Here is an 18372-nt window from a genome sequence, read left to right on the forward strand (position 1 = left end):
GCATCAATACTTTAAATCAAACCTACCATCTGTTATACTTACTATTTTTATTGGATAATCTTCGTTGTAAAGTTGCATCTGAAAATTGCCTGATATAATGCGATTTACAGTATCCATGAAAGTCACAGTAAGTTTACCCGGATTATTTTCCAATTGATAGTACTCATGATAACCATTGACAAAGTTTATGTACCCAATATGAACATCTCCAATAATATCCATTTCATAAGCACCAGCTCCTTTATCTATAAAAGCGATAAAGCTTACATTGTCTCTAACCGAATCATTCAGTCTGGATCCTTGAATTCTCAATTCATTTTCTGAAATTTTATTATAGCTACAATAGATAGGAATCACCTTGTTATAGTTATTACTTTGGGCAACAAATAGTGCCCCATTAATATAACAACCGAAAGTATTGGCTCCTGTATGCGTAGCTTGCGGCAGCTTAGGTGTAAGATCGATAGGTTCTTCTTCTGGATTTGCCTTTATTTTATGGCAAGCGGTATTTATGGTAGCCATGCTAAAACATAAACACATCAATAATAATTGTTTCATACTATATATTTTAAATATGTACATACTAAAAAAAACCACCATCTACATTAAATGAAAATGGTGGTTTAATCATTACTTAATTTTTAATGAATTTTCCAGCTTTCACAACTTCTTCGTTCACCATAAACTTATACAGGTATAATCCAGAAGAAATTTTATTCAGGTCAATGGATTCTTGTCTTAAATCACTCATCAAAATTATTTCAAGGAGGGTTTTTCCATTCAAATTATAAATCATAAATTTACCCTGCTCTTCAGAGTTTATGAAGTACTCAATTTTAACAATTTCATTACTAGGATTTGGATAGAGGTTGAAAGATAAATCCTTGTTTAGGATATTGCTTTTTTGATGTGGCCCACAATTATTTCTAAAATCAATATCCTCAACACTATTAATTATTGAATTAAAAGTGTAATAGTTCAACTCGTTACTTAAAGAAGTCTTAAAACCAGTCGAGTCAGTAAATACGGAATCCGTTAGAAATGCTTTATATCCGAAAGCTTCTTTTGACAAGTACTCATTAATACCAAACTTATTGAAATTTACAATCTTCTGGTCTAAAGCATTAAGCCCACAATACTCGGTATTATTTAAAATAGACAATGCAATTTTAGGATGATTTATCGACAAATAAAGCTGTACTTTATTTAATTCATTTAAAAACATACTTGCATTATTATTAGAACCTACCAAATAACTTGACATTAAATTTAACCCGTCCACATACTGTTGAACCATTGGTTGAAAACTAGATACATTTAGATCACTTTGTATTTGATTACGGTTGATGGCACTTTTAAAGGTTGACTGCATTTCTCGAACAACTTCACCAACAATATCAGCAGTCTGATTATTAGATAGCCTTGTTTTTCTAAAGTCATATTTAATAACTTGATGCAACACATGCATAGATTGAAAATTATTCCCATAAATAGAATCATTATCTTCATTCAAACTAACGGCCATAGATAATATTTCCTTTACAGAAATTGGATCCCCGCCATTAAAACCAGGGATTATTAACGAAGTAGAATTATCACCCGGACCTACAGGATCGGCAATAATATCACCTGGACTAAACTGATTACAATAACCTGTCATAGGCGAATGACTGCTAACCAAAAAAGTAGAAAGACTAGGTAATGACCCAAAATAAAGTGAAAAATTGTTTTGATTTGGAACAATTCCAGCACCCCACCCATTTTTTCCAGCATTCATAAAATAAGGGACAAAAGCTGTTGTTAATAGAATATCACCTTCAAAATAGTTATTATTAGTTCCTTTTGAAAAATCATTATAACCTTCATAGAGACTAGGTAGGCTGGAATAATTAAAAATTAATGAACTACTTTGTGTGTTTTGAAATTTATTATAGCCTTGATTTAAATATACCCCAGCATTTAGTCTTGCATAATTCTCAAGCGTCACTGGCGTTGTTATACTGGCGAATCCATTACACTTCATATTAAGAACTCCTCCATCTTTCACCAAACTTTTATCTTGATTTAGAAAATTACTAGATGTGACACTTAAATCATTATTTCCATAATCATAAACCCCATTACCCTTATTAAAAGTGCATTTAATAATTGATGAAGCGGCTGTACAATATAAGGATTGGACTGCATGTGTACTCACTTGTTGATTTTGTAAATTAAAAGTAGAATGGTATAAAAAATAACTACCTCCTACAATAGAAATTACATTACCAGACAAGGCTGAAAAATCAAATTCGGAGTTAACACTTTTAAAATGATGCAGGTTTATCATGGAATTATAATTAGCTTCTACATTGACATCATTAAAATCACAACCAACTAACTGGCAATCATCCGAAACAACCAACTTTGTATCTACAGTTGCGCTAACATTAGAAAACTTAGCTTTAAGTGCATGGAATTCACATGGAACAAGAATTTTTGACCCATTTTTAAACTTTGTAGATGCCATTGTAAACGATACTTTATTAAAATTACTTGGATTTACAAATTCCAATATTTTATTTGCATTAATCAAAACAATATCATGGTTAATTCCTTTACCCTGAATTAAAACTTCGCAGTTACTTTCATCTGCATAGAATTTAGCATTTTCCTTTACAATTATATTACCAGCTTGCGGTGAGTTTGCATGTGTAAATGTGAACAGGGCATTTTTTTGTAGATATACAGCACCGCCATTAAATACAAATTCACTTGCCTCTTTGTCCATTATAAAGTTTACATTTTCTTCATAAATTACCTTACTGTTACCATTCAACATAATAACGCCTCTATTTATTAATTTTGCGCCTGATTTCAAAATAAGATTAGCATCCTCATTCAAAAACAAACTACTGTTCTCCTCAATAATTAATGTACCTCCATTTTCAACAACAATTCTATGGTGATCATTTACCACTACATTACCAGTTCTTAAATGGGTATCCCCAATCATTAAAACACCGTCTCTTTCTAACCTTAAAGTTATTGGATCATCTTCATCACAATTATGCCCAAGCTGCATTGTAAAACTGGAATTTATTGGTGGAACACCCAAATTATTTGAATTGGGTACTGTTGTCAATCCTATATCTACACTTCTATTGACGCCAAGTATTGAATTTTGAACTGTCAAGTCATGGTCTAAAACTGGATCAGTTCTTAAAGTAAGACTACTATTATTGTGATGATAAACATGATATGGTGTCAATGCAACTTTTCCATAGTTGTACGAATTACCTGTATTTAATTGAGATAGATTTCCTAACAGATCTTTCCCGACCAAAATATAAAGCATATACCCTGCCTGTTCATTAGTAAACCATGTATGTGCTGTATTTTGAAAAACACCATCCGCAGTGGACACTGTGGAGGAGTTAGATAAATAATTGTCAATTCCACTTAAACTATTTGCCGAAATTTCAGCTGTATTGTTTTCAAAATTATGCATTAAACTATGGAAACGATTATCCGTGTATGGCCCATGATAATTCAGTACACTCATAGTAGGAGTAAAACACCATGTATTCATTTTAAAAGTTCTAACCGCTAAAGACGAACTTAAACTAGTTGGAATAGATAACGGTAAATTCTCAAAAGCTCCAGCAAATCCTCCAGGAGCATTATCAATCTCAGGCAAAGAGCTGGATAAAACCCAATGATTATTTAAATATAATATTGGCGAGGACCACCAAGGGTTTAAAGATATTTCTCCAATAAAAACATCATCATTAAGATTACTTGGGATAGCGTACATCAGGATGTTAGTTGAAACATTTACATCTAACACCCACATAATCATTGAGGCTGTACTTAAAACTTTCGGTGTAAGTGTTACTCCACCAACTTGACTTGTATCTATTCCACTAATGTAATTACCTATCAAAGTCGTAGCTACTCCAATCGCACTTGTGTTCACACCTATCAATGTGTCTCCTGGCAAATATTCTTGGGCTCCATTCACCCCTTTATTGGAGCCATTAGTAATAGCATATACTTCACAATCCGTTGGCATTCCACCTAATACATTATGTAAATAATTATAAAAAGTATTACACAATTGAGGCTCCATTAATGGATGTTGACTCGCCATATACTTAATCATACCTCTACTTGCTGGAAGATTCAATAAATCTACTGCATCATCTAATATTGAGACATAATCCTTTAAAATCCCACCACTAGAACTATAAGGAATATTTACGGGCATTGATGCAATAGACAAAAGCCCTGCCTGTGCAGACAAAGGAATATTTGCACCTTGAATTGGGCTATCAAAAATAATAAAACTTCCTACTTCATGGTCCTCATTTGTAATCGTTTCCATACTTTTTAATGCATACATAGCACAAACGCCCCCCATACTTTGGCCTAATAAAATATTCTTTTCATAACTGCCCCCACTATGTTTTCTTGCATTTACCCAGCGGATTGATTTAGCGATAAACTCTGCAGTTCTTGATAAATAATCCGCGCCATTATCGTAATCCAACACAATGATGTCATAGCCGTTTTCTTCAAGATACTCTCTAAGTTTTAAACCTCCAATTATTGCTTCATTATGAGACAGCCTATCTAATACATCTTCTTTTGTAATACCAATGTCAATATTCCCTATAATTGGGTTGTATCCCTCTGCCCAAATAAAAGGTTTTACTATTTGAGAATGGCCGCAAGAAAGAAATACATGAATATGTCCTCCTCCTCTACCATCTTTAAAACCGTTTGGACCTTGCAATGGAGTAATATATTGGGTGATATCTGGAGCAACTGCACCTGATTTTTTAGAAGGACCCTCTGTGTAAATTTTAAAATGAGAATAATAAACAGAATTGTCGGTATAGGTAATTTTAAACTTTAAATGCTTTTTACCCGCCGCACTGTATGAAGTTTTAAAGCTCGTATTTAATTTACCTTTAACAAAACCTTTTCCATTGTCCATGTCCACTTCTAGGTTTCTTATTGTTTTCCCTGAGTTATTAAAAAACAGATCAGAATCCACCACTATATTAAGTATGTTACTTTTAACATCCGTCACATTCGTTCCTAACAAAAAGAGTTCTTGCTTATTATATGGAGAACTAGTTCGATTTGGGACATCAATTAAATTATCGCCTTGTAAATTCAATAAATCATTTTGAATTGCAAGGGTATCAATACTGTGGTACACCTGATGTAACCCTGCAATTAGAATGGTATCTGAAAAATGATTTTGCTTATCCATTACCTGTCTATAAACCTCAGGATTGGGTAAAGAAGTCTCACTTTTTACCGACATATTCATTAAACTGGCATAGGCCAATCCAAAAGTAATATTAGTTGTTTCATTGGTGTCCGACAATTGTCCATTATATGGTTTTAAATCAATAAAACTAATCCCCCTATCAAATAGAACTCCAGAGGGGACCAAGTCTAAATTCATCTGTGCAAACATGGCCTGCATCTTATTATTATACTGTTGATTAACTACGGCATTATCATTTAAATTGATAATGTTTTGGGCAAATAGATTACCCGATATGCCTAAAAGGCATATTATATATATAAAAGTTTTCATAATGTTATATTTTAAGCCTTACAGAATTGTAAAGCGTTGAAAAAAATAGAATAGTGTTTAGGAAATTTGAATTAATACTTTAAATCAAACCTACCATCTGTTATGCTCACTATTTTTAATGGGCAATCTTCGTTGTAAAGTTGCATCTGAAAATCACCTGATATAATACGATTTACAGTATCTAAAAACGTGATATTCAGCATTCCTTTTTCTGTCAAACTAAAGTTGTAGTCTAAACATAAAATAGAATTATTATTGTAATTATTATAACCATCTTGATTATCTCCAGTCACATCCATTTCATAAGCACCAACTCCTTTATCTATAAAAGCGATAAAGCTTACATTGTCTCTAATCGAATCATTCAGTCTGGATCCTTGAATTCTCAATTCATTTTCTGAAATTTTATTATAGCTACAATAGATAGGAATCACCTTGTTATAGTTATTACTTTGGGCAACAAATAGTGCCCCATTAATATAACAACCAAAAGTATTGGCTCCTGTATGCGTAGCTTGAGGCAGCTTAGGTGTAAGATCGATAGGTTCTGCTGGATTTGCCTTTATTTTATGGCAAGCGGTATTTATGGTAGCCATGCTAAAACATAAACACATAAATAATAATTGTTTCATAATTATTGTATTGTGCTCATTAAAGCTGCTCTGCGCTAAAACAATCTTAATAAGCCGGTGAATCCCAAAAAATCGCTAGCAACCTACCCAATATGAGTGTTGGTTTTGCATTTTTTTTTGAGATATAAATCTTATTGTTTATTCTCATCCCCGCTATGTATAATTAAAATCGTAAAGTTTACCAAATATATAAAATTATATTAAGTAATCATAATAATTGTTAAAAAAATATTTCATGAAGCGCTAATCATGAACACTATAACGCCATAGTCCTACTTTAACCATTAAAATATATGCTCTGAACACTCAATCTTCTTTACTTAAATTAATAGAAAATAGTGGGAATTACTCGTTTTAAAACAGCAGGAATAAAAAATAACAACAGCGTTCAACTTCAATTACTTTAAAAGCTATAAGCATTATTCAAGAATGGAAACACTGTATACGTCATATTTACCGCCTATCCCCCTGATTGTATCTGATTTGTCGGTACTGACCACAGTAAATTCAAAACAACCTGCAAACAAAACTTTTTAATCATTGAAAAAAGCAATAGTCAAAAACCTTTGCATTAAAAGTAAAAAAGCCCCAACAAAAAATGTCGGGACTTACTTAAAGCGGAGACTAAACTACCTATGAAAGATGGTATATTTAAAGTGGTTTAGGATTGATGTTTTGTTTGTCATTTATTACATTAAAACCTACCGAAACACCAGTTAAACCACCCCCTCTACTTGAAGAATAAAACACATTCACAGGAATATTCAAAGCACCAGCATTAAAAGTTCTACCAAAAGCGAATAAAAAAGTAGTGTTAATTTTCACTGTTCCTCTCGAGTCATAATTCTCAGAATAACCAATACTACCACCTGAAATCTGATCAATTGTTGGTCTTTGAAAATTACCATACTCATCATAATAAGTGGAATCTTTATCTGCACTATACCTGCTATTCGCATATTCATTCCAATCACTATTTGAAAAATATGTATCGTTTCCTTTTCCAAATGCATTATCCTTATCAAAAAAACCATTAGAAGTCTTTTTTAATCCAAAACCAGGACCAAAAGCCAATTCCCAGCCCGCTTTTCCAAATCTAAAACCATTCAGCAAAGTAATTGAAGGAATAAACTGACCTTGTTCTAAACCTGAGATATTAAAAATACCTTCAAACAATGCAGAAAAATTTTCAGTACCAACATATTGCTTTTCTACCTGATAACCAATCATACTCATACCTGGGAAAATATCTAAACCACCTTGATCAGTTGGACGCATTGCATATTCATTCAAATCGCCTACCATTACAGCATATCCTACTCTTGGACCAGAATTATTCACTCGCCCAACATTGTTGGATGTAATTAATTCATTGTTGAACTTCAATCGGTCGGCCAACACTTTATCCACCGGTACATCATTCATCTCCTTTAATAAAATCTCAACCATACGTTGAATTTCATGCTCTTGATTATCGAATTCACGCACCATTGACTTGTGAATTGTACCGGTTTTAATATCAATCCACTTTAAGGAGATGGCAATTTTATTTCCTAATCCGTTAAAACTTCCGGACACGATATAATCGACTTTTAAAGCTTGTCCCATTTTTGACAAACAACTTAAACCGTAACAAGCATTTGAATATTCAGGACTGTCTTTGATGATTTCTGCCATATCGAATTCATCATATACACTAAATTTATTTAGTTTTATTAATTCTAACTGCATTAATTTTGCTGCCAATGTTGGTGTTAAACTTAATCCTTCTACATTTGGATTTGCCACCGCAATGGTAGGCTTCGCTGATTGCGCCATTAATGAACTTCCAATAAATAACGCGATAATTGCTACTAACTTTTTCATAACTTTAAGTTTTAATGTGGTGACAAAATTAGGCAGTAGGTAAGCGTTTTAATAATTGAATAACGCAAGGCAATTCAGGATTTGCGTAAAACGCAAAAGCAATACCTGCATATAAACACACTATATGTACATAGTAATTATTGATGCATAACCAATATTGATTAGCAAGCGTATTGACTTGATTAAAAAATGCGGGAAACGATAAAGGGTTACTTAATTTTCTTCTTGCTCAATGGCAAAGGCAATTTTTTTGCGCAATTGATCAATTGCTTTTTCAAGGGCATTAAAAAACTTAGCCCTTTCTTTATGACCAGTCACACTTATTTTAGTAGAATTATCTAATAAACGGTCCAATATCATTTTTGTATCAGCGTTATATTCGGGATTTTGGGTCATGATAAAATTCATGATATTATGAGAGAAATAGGTCAGTGCACCTTGCTCATGCGTCACATAATAAGTATTATCAGGTAAATAAGTGTCTAAAAAATACATTTTAAAAGCAGTTTGTTCCGAATCGTTCGGTTCATTATTGGCTGCAAATTTATGACCTAATTCAGCTTGCTTTTCAATATGCCTTCCCAAGCCCGACAAATTATCGAGCAGTTCTAAAGCATAGTGCGCATCTTCAAACACACCTGCTTCAAAATAATAATCAATCTGTCTTAAAATTCCCCTTAGGGTTTCGGGGCAATACATCTCGGTTGAAGGAAAAGAATTGTATAAATTATGAGCTTCTATACCGATTGACAATACGCGTTTATCAATTTTCTCTCTTTTAAATTTAGCATTCACATATTCAGGTATTTGCAAATATGACTTTGCCCAAAAGAAAAATTTAAAACGGGTTAAATGCGGAAAGTTGAACAATTGAAAAACGGGAGTCTCATTAATTGAAATGGTTAACTCAGGATTTTCTAGATGTTTAATCTCCCGCAAACTATCTCTTAATCCTGTTAAATAACTTTCAAAATTGAAATTAATTCTAGAAAGCGGACGATAGTCGAAAATTATCTTGTCTTTTTTATAACTCCCCAAATTACCAATATTCACATCATAGGTGTCTAGTAACATTTGTGTTTCATAAATGGTTAATGGAACCTTGCCACTCATTCTCCTATAAGCAGCATCTTGACTTACATGGAGCACGTCCATCAAAGCTTCTACCAACTTCACATTTTCTGGTAAACGAGTTTCTACTTTTTTCAATAACGCCTCTTGAATATCTAGCTGGTTGATCATAAATGTCCTTATTTCCTATATAAAGTTACCAATAATAATAAGAAAATATACTTTAGAACAAAATAAGCCAATTATGCTTGAAGGAACAACATGACATTCCTTCAAAATTGTCACAAAAAAAAACTTGCACTTACATGAAGTACAAGTTTTTTATAAAATTAAGGAAAGTGATTATCCTTCAATATATCCTACAACCTCGTATGCTCTACTTCCATTAATCTGTACTTTTTCGTACAAGACATTAGAATATTCGTAATAAGTATTTCCATTTACAGTTACTTTCTCAGCATCTGGAGCAAGCTCATAAATTACTGTCCCAATTTCGGGTTCAATCACTTCGTATTCATTATTAGATTTAGTGTAAAAAATACCGTTAAACCAAAAATAAGTTCGACTTGGTCTATTTATTACTATATAACCAACAGGCAAAGTCTTAATTCTAAAACCAGCTTTTGGGATAATTGGAATATACCGTCCACCAGTATAAGTATAATACCTTTTGTTTGCATAATAATAATTGACTCCTTTATGCTTAATTATATTTTTTTTGGGCAAAGTTCTTACTGTTACTACTTTTCCCTTGGATTTTTTATACGCGACTTTATCATGAACCACTTTGATTGGTTTCTTTTTTACTTGCGTTGTTTTCGCTTTTGGAGATTTATTCTTTTTTGGAGCCCCCTGGGCTTGTACTTGGTATGTGCAAAAAAGAGCGATTATAGAGATGGGTATTATTTTTTTTAAATTAGACATAATATAAAGTTTTTAACATTCATATGTATGACTTCAAAATGGCTTCTAGGTTTAAAAAAGCTCCAGCATAAAACTGTGAGATTTTAAAAAAATCAATTTTTACCTTCAAGTTAATAGGATGGTACGAGCCTACATTTAATTCAAAAAGGCACAAAAAAAAAGGGTTATCAAAATAACCCTTTTAAATTTATATTTTTATAATCTTATAATTTAAGATTCTGCTTCTTCTTCTGTTAATCTTTTTGGACGTAACATTTGCATTGCACCTAAAGTCACCCAAAATGGTAATGCAAATCCCATTAAAAAAGTCAATAACCAAAAAGCCATTAATCCAATAACTAAAAATAATGCTGTTCCTAAAGTTGCTCCTAATACCATGATTCAATAATTTGATGTAAATATAATAAGTCTTTTTAATTCTTTAATAATCGGACTCCTTTTTTTTATTGTTTTTTTACGAACCTCTACTAATTTTTAATACATAGTGTTTGGATTTTTAGAAGATTTTGGTATTTGTTGAATCGCATCCCAATGCTCACAAATTTTGCCCGTATTATCAAATCTAAAGAAATCCATAGTTACATACTCATCATTATCTGGCCAAATTTGATGTGTATGCAAGGAAACTAAATCACCTTCGGCAATACAACGGGTAAAAGTAATGGACTTCACCGGATATTCTCTTTGCATTTTTTCAAAATAATCTATAAAGCCTTGTTTACCATTTTCCACTTCTGGATTATGTTGAATATATTCATTTCCTACATAGTTTTCTATGGCCATTTTAGGATTACCTAAGAAAGCCGTTTTATAGAAAGCAATCGCATTTTCCTTATTTTGAGTTAAGTTCATTTGAATTATTTTTTATATCCAAATATAATCAAAGTGTAAAAAAACCTGACCATAGTTGTGTAATGATTACTTCAAAAAAGATTTAATTACAGCGATATAAAAAGAAACAAACGTTCTATTTCAAGACTATTTTGGACCCTACTATTATTTACTGATAAATATGATTTGGAATTTACCCTTAAAACTAAAAGTATCCTTATTTTTGTGTTAAAGATTAATTAAAAACTCAAACTGTTTAGTATGGATTACAGAATTGAAAAAGATACGATTGGAGAGGTAAAAGTGCCAGCCGATAAATATTGGGGCGCACAGACCGAAAGATCAAGAAATAATTTTAAAATAGGTCCTGTGGCTAGTATGCCAATGGAGATTATTCATGGTTTCGCATATTTAAAAAAAGCAGCAGCTTATGCTAACTGCGAATTAGGTGTTTTAGCACCTGAAAAAAGAGATGCTATTGCAGCGGTATGTGAAGAAATTTTAGCTGGAAAGTTAAATGACCAATTTCCTTTGGTGATTTGGCAAACAGGATCTGGCACACAATCCAATATGAATGTGAATGAAGTGGTTGCACACCGTGCACACGAATTGGCAGGCAAGAAGATTGGAGAAGGAGAAAAAACTTTATCTCCAAATGATGACGTAAATAAATCACAATCTTCTAATGATACATTCCCCACGGGCATGCACATTGCTTGTTATAAAATGATCATTGAAAAAACCATCCCAGGAATTGAAGCTTTACGGGACACTTTACAAGCAAAATCAATTGCTTTTAAAGATGTTGTGAAAATTGGTAGAACTCACTTAATGGATGCAACCCCCTTAACATTGGGCCAAGAGTTTTCTGGCTATGTATCTCAACTAAATCATGGTTTAAAAGCCATTAAAAACACTTTGGCACATTTAGCAGAATTGGCTTTAGGTGGCACAGCTGTTGGAACAGGATTAAACACGCCAAAAGGGTATGATGTATTGGTCGCAAAATACATTGCAGAATTTACAGGACTTCCTTTTATTACTGCTGAAAATAAATTTGAGGCCTTGGCAGCACATGATGCCATAGTAGAATCTCATGGCGCTTTAAAACAAGTAGCTGTGTCTTTAAATAAAATTGCGAACGACATTAGAATGATGGCTTCAGGTCCTCGTTCAGGAATAGGCGAAATTATCATTCCTGCAAACGAACCAGGCTCTTCAATAATGCCCGGTAAAGTAAACCCTACGCAGGCAGAAGCCTTGACTATGGTTTGTGCTCAAGTGATGGGGAATGATGTAGCCATTACTGTAGGCGGTACACAAGGTCATTACGAATTAAATGTATTTAAGCCTATGATGGCTTATAATCTGTTACAATCTGCTGAGTTAATTGGTGACGCATGTCTATCTTTTGACGAAAATTGCGCAAAAGGCATTGAACCAAACCACAAAAGAATTGAAGAATTATTAAACAATTCACTGATGTTGGTAACAGCATTAAATACCAAAATTGGTTATTACAAAGCAGCTGAAATTGCAAATACGGCGCATGAAAACGGGACAACTTTGAGAGAAGAGGCTGTTCGATTAGGCTATGTACCAGCTGAAGAATACGACAATTGGGTTGACCCTAAAAAGATGATTGGATCCTTGGATTAAATTATAAACACTAATTAAATAAGTAAAGTCCTGACAGTTATTGTCAGGACTTTTTTTGTAAACAGTAGATATTATTATGAGTAAATACCGCCTTATATAGAAAACAGTTACATCCGCTCATTGAAAAAAATATAATATAGATTAGAATTTACTTTTAACCCTTATATTTGACTCAACAGTAACAAAATAAATGGATTACGCAAAAACCATTAGTAATTTATAAATGTACGTTAGCTACAAGTAATAACAGTAACCATAATTAATCCAATAAAGAAAATGGCCTAAACGACCATTATTTAAACCAATTTGGAGTATGACTGAAGAAGAATTTTACCTTTCAATCGGACAAAATATAAAAAACGCAGAACAAAGTCAAATGTTTGGAAAACCATGCTTCAAAATTGGCGGAAAAGCATTCATCTGTTTCTTTCAGAATGAAATGGTTTTTAAATTGACCGGAGAATCACACAGCAATGCATTGTGTTTAGACGGTTCTCAGCTTTTCGACCCATCAGGAAAAAAAAGACCAATGAAAGCGTGGGTTCAAGTTCCTTTTGACTATGCCGACAACTGGACAGCATATGCTAAATCTGCTATGGCATATGTAAGCGAAAAATAAAGACAATTGTCAACAACAGCTATATTTTCTGGAGAGCTCGTTGCTACATAGAGGTTTTTAGCCTTCAATAAATATCGGTATAAGTGGAAATTTACATCCAGTGAATTAATATCCTCTACAAGTCCTAATGGCAAATACAAAATTGTCATTTTTGAGCAAAAAAAATGGCTTTCCATGCCTGGAAATGGGAGTTCAAGATGTGTAAAAGTTAAAGTATATAAAGAATTATGGCGCATAGACCAAGACTGTGATAATTGTTCTACTTTTTCTTCAGAATTAAGCCCTATTGCGTGGAATATGGAAGCCATGCAAGTATATTATGCACCTGCGAGATCGGTAAATCTGGCCACCGGTATATGTGAAGAATGAAAAACCTATTGATTCCTTATTCACATTTTTTATTGTCAAGCTGGGCATTTATAGCCTCATGCTGCCATTGAATTTCACTGATAAAATGTTATTTTACACCATGTACAAATGCTTTCAAAAAATTGATTTTAGTATAATCCAACCCTATATACTATCTTTGCAAAAAACAATTTGAATGTCGAATAGAACAGAATTAGAAAAATTAGGTGAATTTGGTTTAATAGACCGCATTACAAATGGATTTGAAAACACGCAGCCAAGTACCGTAAAAGGAATTGGTGATGATGCTGCCGTTATAGACAGTGGAGACAAGTATACGTTGATTTCAACCGACATGTTGGTAGAAGGAATTCATTTTAACTTAATGTATGTTCCATTAAAACACTTAGGTTATAAAGCCGTAATGGTAAACCTTTCTGATATTTATGCCATGAATGGTGACGCGACACAAATTACTGTTTCTATTGCCATCTCTAACCGTTTTTCTTTGGAAGCTGTAGAGGAATTATACAAAGGAATTAGAACTGCTTGCGAATTGTACAAGGTAGATTTAATTGGTGGTGACACCACTTCCTCTTCTTCTGGATTGGTTATTTCAATTACTGCCATTGGTGAAGTAAACAAAGATGAAATTGTATACAGAACTGGTGCTAGTGAAAATGATTTATTGGTGGTAAGTGGCAATTTAGGTGCTGCTTATATGGGTTTACAAGTTTTAGAAAGAGAGAAAGAAGTATATAAAGACAATCCAGAAATGCAACCCCAGCTTGAAGGATTCGATTACATTTTAGAACGCCAATTAAAGCCAGAAGCTAGAAAAGACATCATTCACTTTTTAAAAGACCTGGGCGTAAAACCGACCTCTATGATTGATATTTCTGATGGATTGGCATCTGAAGTTTTGCACTTGGCAAAAGCGAGCGGACTTGGCGCAACCTTATACGAAGAAAAAATTCCGGTAGACCAAGAGACATTTGACACCGCCAGAACTTTTAACTTAGTACCTTCAACATGCGCCTTAAACGGTGGGGAAGACTATGAATTATTGTTTTCGATTAAACAAACCGATTTTGATAAAATAAAAGACAATTCACACTTTTCAATCATTGGTCATTTCAACGACAAAAATAGCAGCGTAAATATAGTTGACCGTGGTGGAGTCTCTCAAGAAATTACAGCACAAGGCTGGAATCATTTTAAAGAAGATTAAGATAAGCTTATTTTTTTGCATGAATTAATGTGACCGTCCCTTTTCCTTCGAATGTATCACCATTAGTTGCTGCGGCTTTATAAGTATAAAAGTATACCCCTTCGGTACAAACTTTACCTGATTTGAAATGGGTTCCATCCCATGCGTCATTTGGTGAAGTAAAACGGTACACCTCAATCCCGTAGCGATTAAAAACTATTGCCTCTAACGTCTCTAACCCTTCATTTGGAAAGAAAAAGGTATTATTTGGAAAAGCTCCAGGCGTAAATACATTTGGCAAATCCAATTTGGGTGCTTTGTGCACAATAATTGCTTTGCAAGTAGTATCCACACAATCGTTATAATTTTTTGCGACTAAACAAACTTGGTACACCTCTTCTCCTTTGTAGGTAGTATCTACTTTATCCTTTAAATCATAAGTAAAGAACCACTTTCCATCATCTATTGAATTGGTATACAAATTCCATTGAAAAATGGTATCACTTAAAGGGTTATTTGGATCAGAAAAATGGGTAGAAAGATTGGTTAATTTCACGGTTACATCTTCAGTTCCTTCATAAATAGTAGGATTTAAAAATGCATCTGAAGTTACTGTAAAATCACCTTTTGGATTCAATGAATCTAAATAAACTGTATCGGATTGAACGCAACCATTATTATCTGTAACAGTCAACTCATAATCGCCAGGACTTCGTCCAGCCCAAGTGGTAAAAGAACTAGTTTGACCAGTAGTTAAATTCTCCCAAACATAGCTATAATTTCCAGCACCACCTTCTGCTGTTCCATACACTACCCCATTTCCACTTTGATACCCTGCTGTTCTACAAAAAGCAGCCGTAGTATTCAACGACAAAACTATCTCTGTTGTATCTTTAATTTTTATTACCACATCTTTCGAGCAACCATTTGCATCAATAATTACAATTTGATATTCTCCTGGCCCCATATTACTTTGACTTATTTTACCATAACCATCTCGACCATCCGTGCTCGGCGTCCAATAAAACTGTATTTCATCTGTATTTCCAGCTGCATTAATAACCCCGGTAATATCTACACTACCATTATCGATTCCATAACACAAGATATCCGTCTTATTATAAGTTACTGAAATTGGTTCAGGCTCTACTAAATCGACTGTACCCGATCCTTGACAACCATTTGCATCTGTTACAGTGTAAGCATAGGTACCCGCAATTAAAGCATTTGCGACATTCGCGCCATTACTTAAATTATTTCCTTGCGCATCAAAAATATCTATCAAATAAGGTCCCGTTCCACCTAGCACAGCAACAGATATTGAACCATTGGCATTTCCAAAACATTGGGGATTATTGGGAGTTACATTCACTTGTAATGGTGCTGGATCAGTCACCTCAAACAAATGAGACCATGCACAACCAGAGTTTTGTTCTACCACTAAAACTTGCCAACTTCCGCCAAATAAAGTATTGACAGACGCGTTACCATTAAAAACAGCTACTCCCCCATTAATTACAGTCCCATTATTGTGGTTCCAAACCACATTATATGGACCATTTGTTGGTTGATTCACCCCTCCATTAATATTCACAATTGCAGCTTCTCCATCATTCCCACCAGCGCAAGAAACGCCTTTTAATGCACTATTGTCGAAGGTCGCCGTTAAAGTAGAATTAACTTGAGGCACTAGAATGTTTTCATCAAAAATACAACCATCAGGATCCATTGCTACAAGATTGTAGCCAAGATTACCGACTAAGTTGTTAAATACATTTCCTGCTTGAGGTCCAGTTGTGATCCCATTCCCAATTAAAGTATAGGTCCAGTTTACAGCGTTTGGATATACAGTCACGCTCCCTCCACTAGCTGTTTGTCCCGGACAACCAAGTGCTGCCACAATAACTACTGAATCGACTGCAGCAGTATCCACTTGTACAAAAACAGAATCTAATAAATTACTACACCCGTCAAACACATTTAAATAGTACCAATTTTGAGCTGCCGTAGGAAACACATTAATTGAACTTTGGGTACCAGCAACTGGTGTCCAATTATAGGTAATAGCTGTTGGATCGTAAGCATTAGAGACACTATCTACTGCTAAATTAACGCCATTGACACCTACACAAGTAAAAATACTATCCGCAATAAAATAAATATTGGCCTGAGGTATTGCATTCACCGTTACTTTAACAGAGTCCAAGGCAGTAATTCCACAATAATCCGTCGCTAAAACAGGATAATAATTTATACCAGGCATGCTAGTAGGCACCCAAATACTATCATTTATTTCATTTGAATTTAACCAATCAAAATCTATATTAGGAATTCCTCCATCCGTACCAATGACAATCAAAGTAGAATCTGTTGGACATTCGATAATCAAATCTTCGGTCAAGATATTATAATCTGGGGCAATATCTACAATGGTTAAGGTATCTACAATATTAATTGTATCTCCACATGGCGATAAAAAGTAAGTGCCAATAATCAAAGTTTCATTCCCTTCCACTAAACCATCTAAAAAAGCAGCAATAGTAATCGATATGGTATCTACTCCAACCGGAATAACATAAGAATTATTCAAAGACGTATAATCCGTTCCATTGATAGCTGTTCCACCGATAGTTAGACTCATGGTGTAAATTGAATCGGTATACCCTTCAGGCTTAATCAATAACAAACCTGCATCTATACATCCTTCCGGTAAAACACCATCTAAAATCAGATCTCCATTTTCATCAATTGGCAATACGCTCACTTGAGGAAGAGGGGAGGAAAAAGAACTTGCTTCTAGAAAAACACCTGAATCTAAAGCTTGGTCAGAAGCATCTCCAATTGCTATTTTAATGTGATAAGTTTGTCCACATTGAACAGTCGCTGCAGCAGTTAAAACTACTGTATGGCCATCATATTGCACATCTAGCCCACCAGTATTATCGACTAAATATTGACAATTCACGCAAGGACCAGTGTTCGAAGTACCATTATTTACATTGAACATAGTAACAGGGGTGGTAGTACCCGGTAATAAAGCAATATTTTCACCTCCATTACTGTAGGGACCAGCTATTCCTGGTCCACTTAAAAAGAAAGCAAAACCATCATTAATACCTAAAGAAAATTCATGCCATTCTTCAGAGGCAAAAATAAATTTAAACTCCAAGGAATCTCCAATCGGCACAAAATCGAATTCTAAAATAGCTTCATTATTATAAGTACTATTGCTAATGGCATCTAAATCTGCATCATTTGGATCAATTGCCACTCCAGTGTTATCCGTCGCACTACCCGAATTATTCGGGCCCACTGCCAATGCAGCATTTCCAGTAGCCAATATTAATCCACTTCCAATTGGAAAAGTAGTACCTACAGCCGAGAAAAATCCAATTTGCGGTTGTGCAACTTGTGCCAATGCAGTACTGGCGTTAAATTCCACATTTGACACAGTAATCCCCGTGCCAGCCAACACATTGGTCACCAACTGTTGGGGTGTTTGGGTGCTTGTCACATTTATTTGTGAGACAGCGGATACCATTATACAAAGGAATAAAAATAGAGTGAGTAAGTTTTTAATCATAATACTTAGATTCAATACTAAAAAGACGTTATT

Annotated in this window: 13 protein-coding genes; 4 read left to right on the forward strand and 9 right to left on the reverse strand. The window is 34.0% G+C overall.

Annotated features, from left to right (window positions below; translation table 11 throughout):
* Window positions 1–3: 3 nt before the first annotated feature.
* The 8 genes from DNU06_RS01780 to DNU06_RS01810 all read right to left on the reverse strand — a co-directional run bounded on the left by DNU06_RS01780 (window position 4) and on the right by DNU06_RS01810 (window position 10941).
* On the reverse strand, window positions 4–558 hold the full coding sequence (locus DNU06_RS01780) for a hypothetical protein (RefSeq protein WP_146239107.1): 555 nt from the start codon (window positions 556–558) through the stop codon (window positions 4–6).
* A gap of 76 nt (window positions 559–634) precedes the next feature.
* Entirely contained in the window at window positions 635–5596 is a 4962-nt protein-coding gene (locus DNU06_RS01785) for a T9SS type A sorting domain-containing protein (RefSeq protein WP_111061487.1), read from the reverse strand.
* Window positions 5597–5667: 71 nt separating this feature from the next.
* Window positions 5668–6228: a hypothetical protein gene (locus tag DNU06_RS01790; protein ID WP_146239108.1), complete on the reverse strand. Its 561-nt coding sequence runs from the start codon at window positions 6226–6228 to the stop codon at window positions 5668–5670.
* Window positions 6229–6879: 651 nt separating this feature from the next.
* Window positions 6880–8094: a hypothetical protein gene (locus DNU06_RS01795; protein WP_111061489.1), complete on the reverse strand. Its 1215-nt coding sequence runs from the start codon at window positions 8092–8094 to the stop codon at window positions 6880–6882.
* 213 nt (window positions 8095–8307) lie between these two features.
* On the reverse strand, window positions 8308–9336 hold the full coding sequence (locus DNU06_RS01800) for a hypothetical protein (RefSeq protein ID WP_111061490.1): 1029 nt from the start codon (window positions 9334–9336) through the stop codon (window positions 8308–8310).
* A gap of 171 nt (window positions 9337–9507) precedes the next feature.
* Window positions 9508–10089, reverse strand: coding sequence for a DUF6515 family protein (locus DNU06_RS01805; protein WP_111061491.1), 582 nt, complete (start codon window positions 10087–10089; stop codon window positions 9508–9510).
* Between the two features lie 210 nt (window positions 10090–10299).
* The gene (locus DNU06_RS17925; protein WP_199398970.1) at window positions 10300–10467 is read right to left on the reverse strand and encodes a hypothetical protein; all 168 of its coding nucleotides are present in this window, start codon (window positions 10465–10467) and stop codon (window positions 10300–10302) included.
* A gap of 96 nt (window positions 10468–10563) precedes the next feature.
* A complete protein-coding gene (locus DNU06_RS01810) occupies window positions 10564–10941 on the reverse strand; it encodes a nuclear transport factor 2 family protein (protein ID WP_111061492.1) in 378 nt (125 codons plus the stop codon).
* A 240-nt stretch (window positions 10942–11181) separates the two neighbouring features.
* Here DNU06_RS01810 and fumC point away from each other — a divergent pair, with 240 nt between their 5' ends.
* From fumC to thiL, 4 genes are all read left to right on the forward strand, one after another.
* Window positions 11182–12579, forward strand: a complete 1398-nt coding sequence (fumC, locus tag DNU06_RS01815) for a class II fumarate hydratase (RefSeq protein ID WP_111061493.1) — start codon at window positions 11182–11184, stop codon at window positions 12577–12579.
* A 313-nt stretch (window positions 12580–12892) separates the two neighbouring features.
* Window positions 12893–13198: a hypothetical protein gene (locus tag DNU06_RS01820; protein WP_111061494.1), complete on the forward strand. Its 306-nt coding sequence runs from the start codon at window positions 12893–12895 to the stop codon at window positions 13196–13198.
* 174 nt (window positions 13199–13372) lie between these two features.
* Window positions 13373–13567, forward strand: a complete 195-nt coding sequence (locus DNU06_RS01825; RefSeq protein ID WP_111061495.1) for a hypothetical protein — start codon at window positions 13373–13375, stop codon at window positions 13565–13567.
* 175 nt (window positions 13568–13742) lie between these two features.
* Window positions 13743–14777, forward strand: coding sequence for a thiamine-phosphate kinase (gene thiL / locus DNU06_RS01830; protein WP_111061496.1), 1035 nt, complete (start codon window positions 13743–13745; stop codon window positions 14775–14777).
* A gap of 7 nt (window positions 14778–14784) precedes the next feature.
* On the opposite strand, the gene DNU06_RS01835 is transcribed toward thiL, so the two are convergent.
* Complete coding sequence (locus DNU06_RS01835; RefSeq protein WP_233502925.1) at window positions 14785–18270, reverse strand: choice-of-anchor L domain-containing protein; 3486 nt, start codon at window positions 18268–18270, stop codon at window positions 14785–14787.
* Between the last annotated feature and the right edge of the window lie 102 nt (window positions 18271–18372).

The sequence above is a fragment of the Putridiphycobacter roseus genome (genome assembly GCF_003234935.1).
Lineage (GTDB): Bacteria > Bacteroidota > Bacteroidia > Flavobacteriales_D > Crocinitomicaceae > Putridiphycobacter > Putridiphycobacter roseus.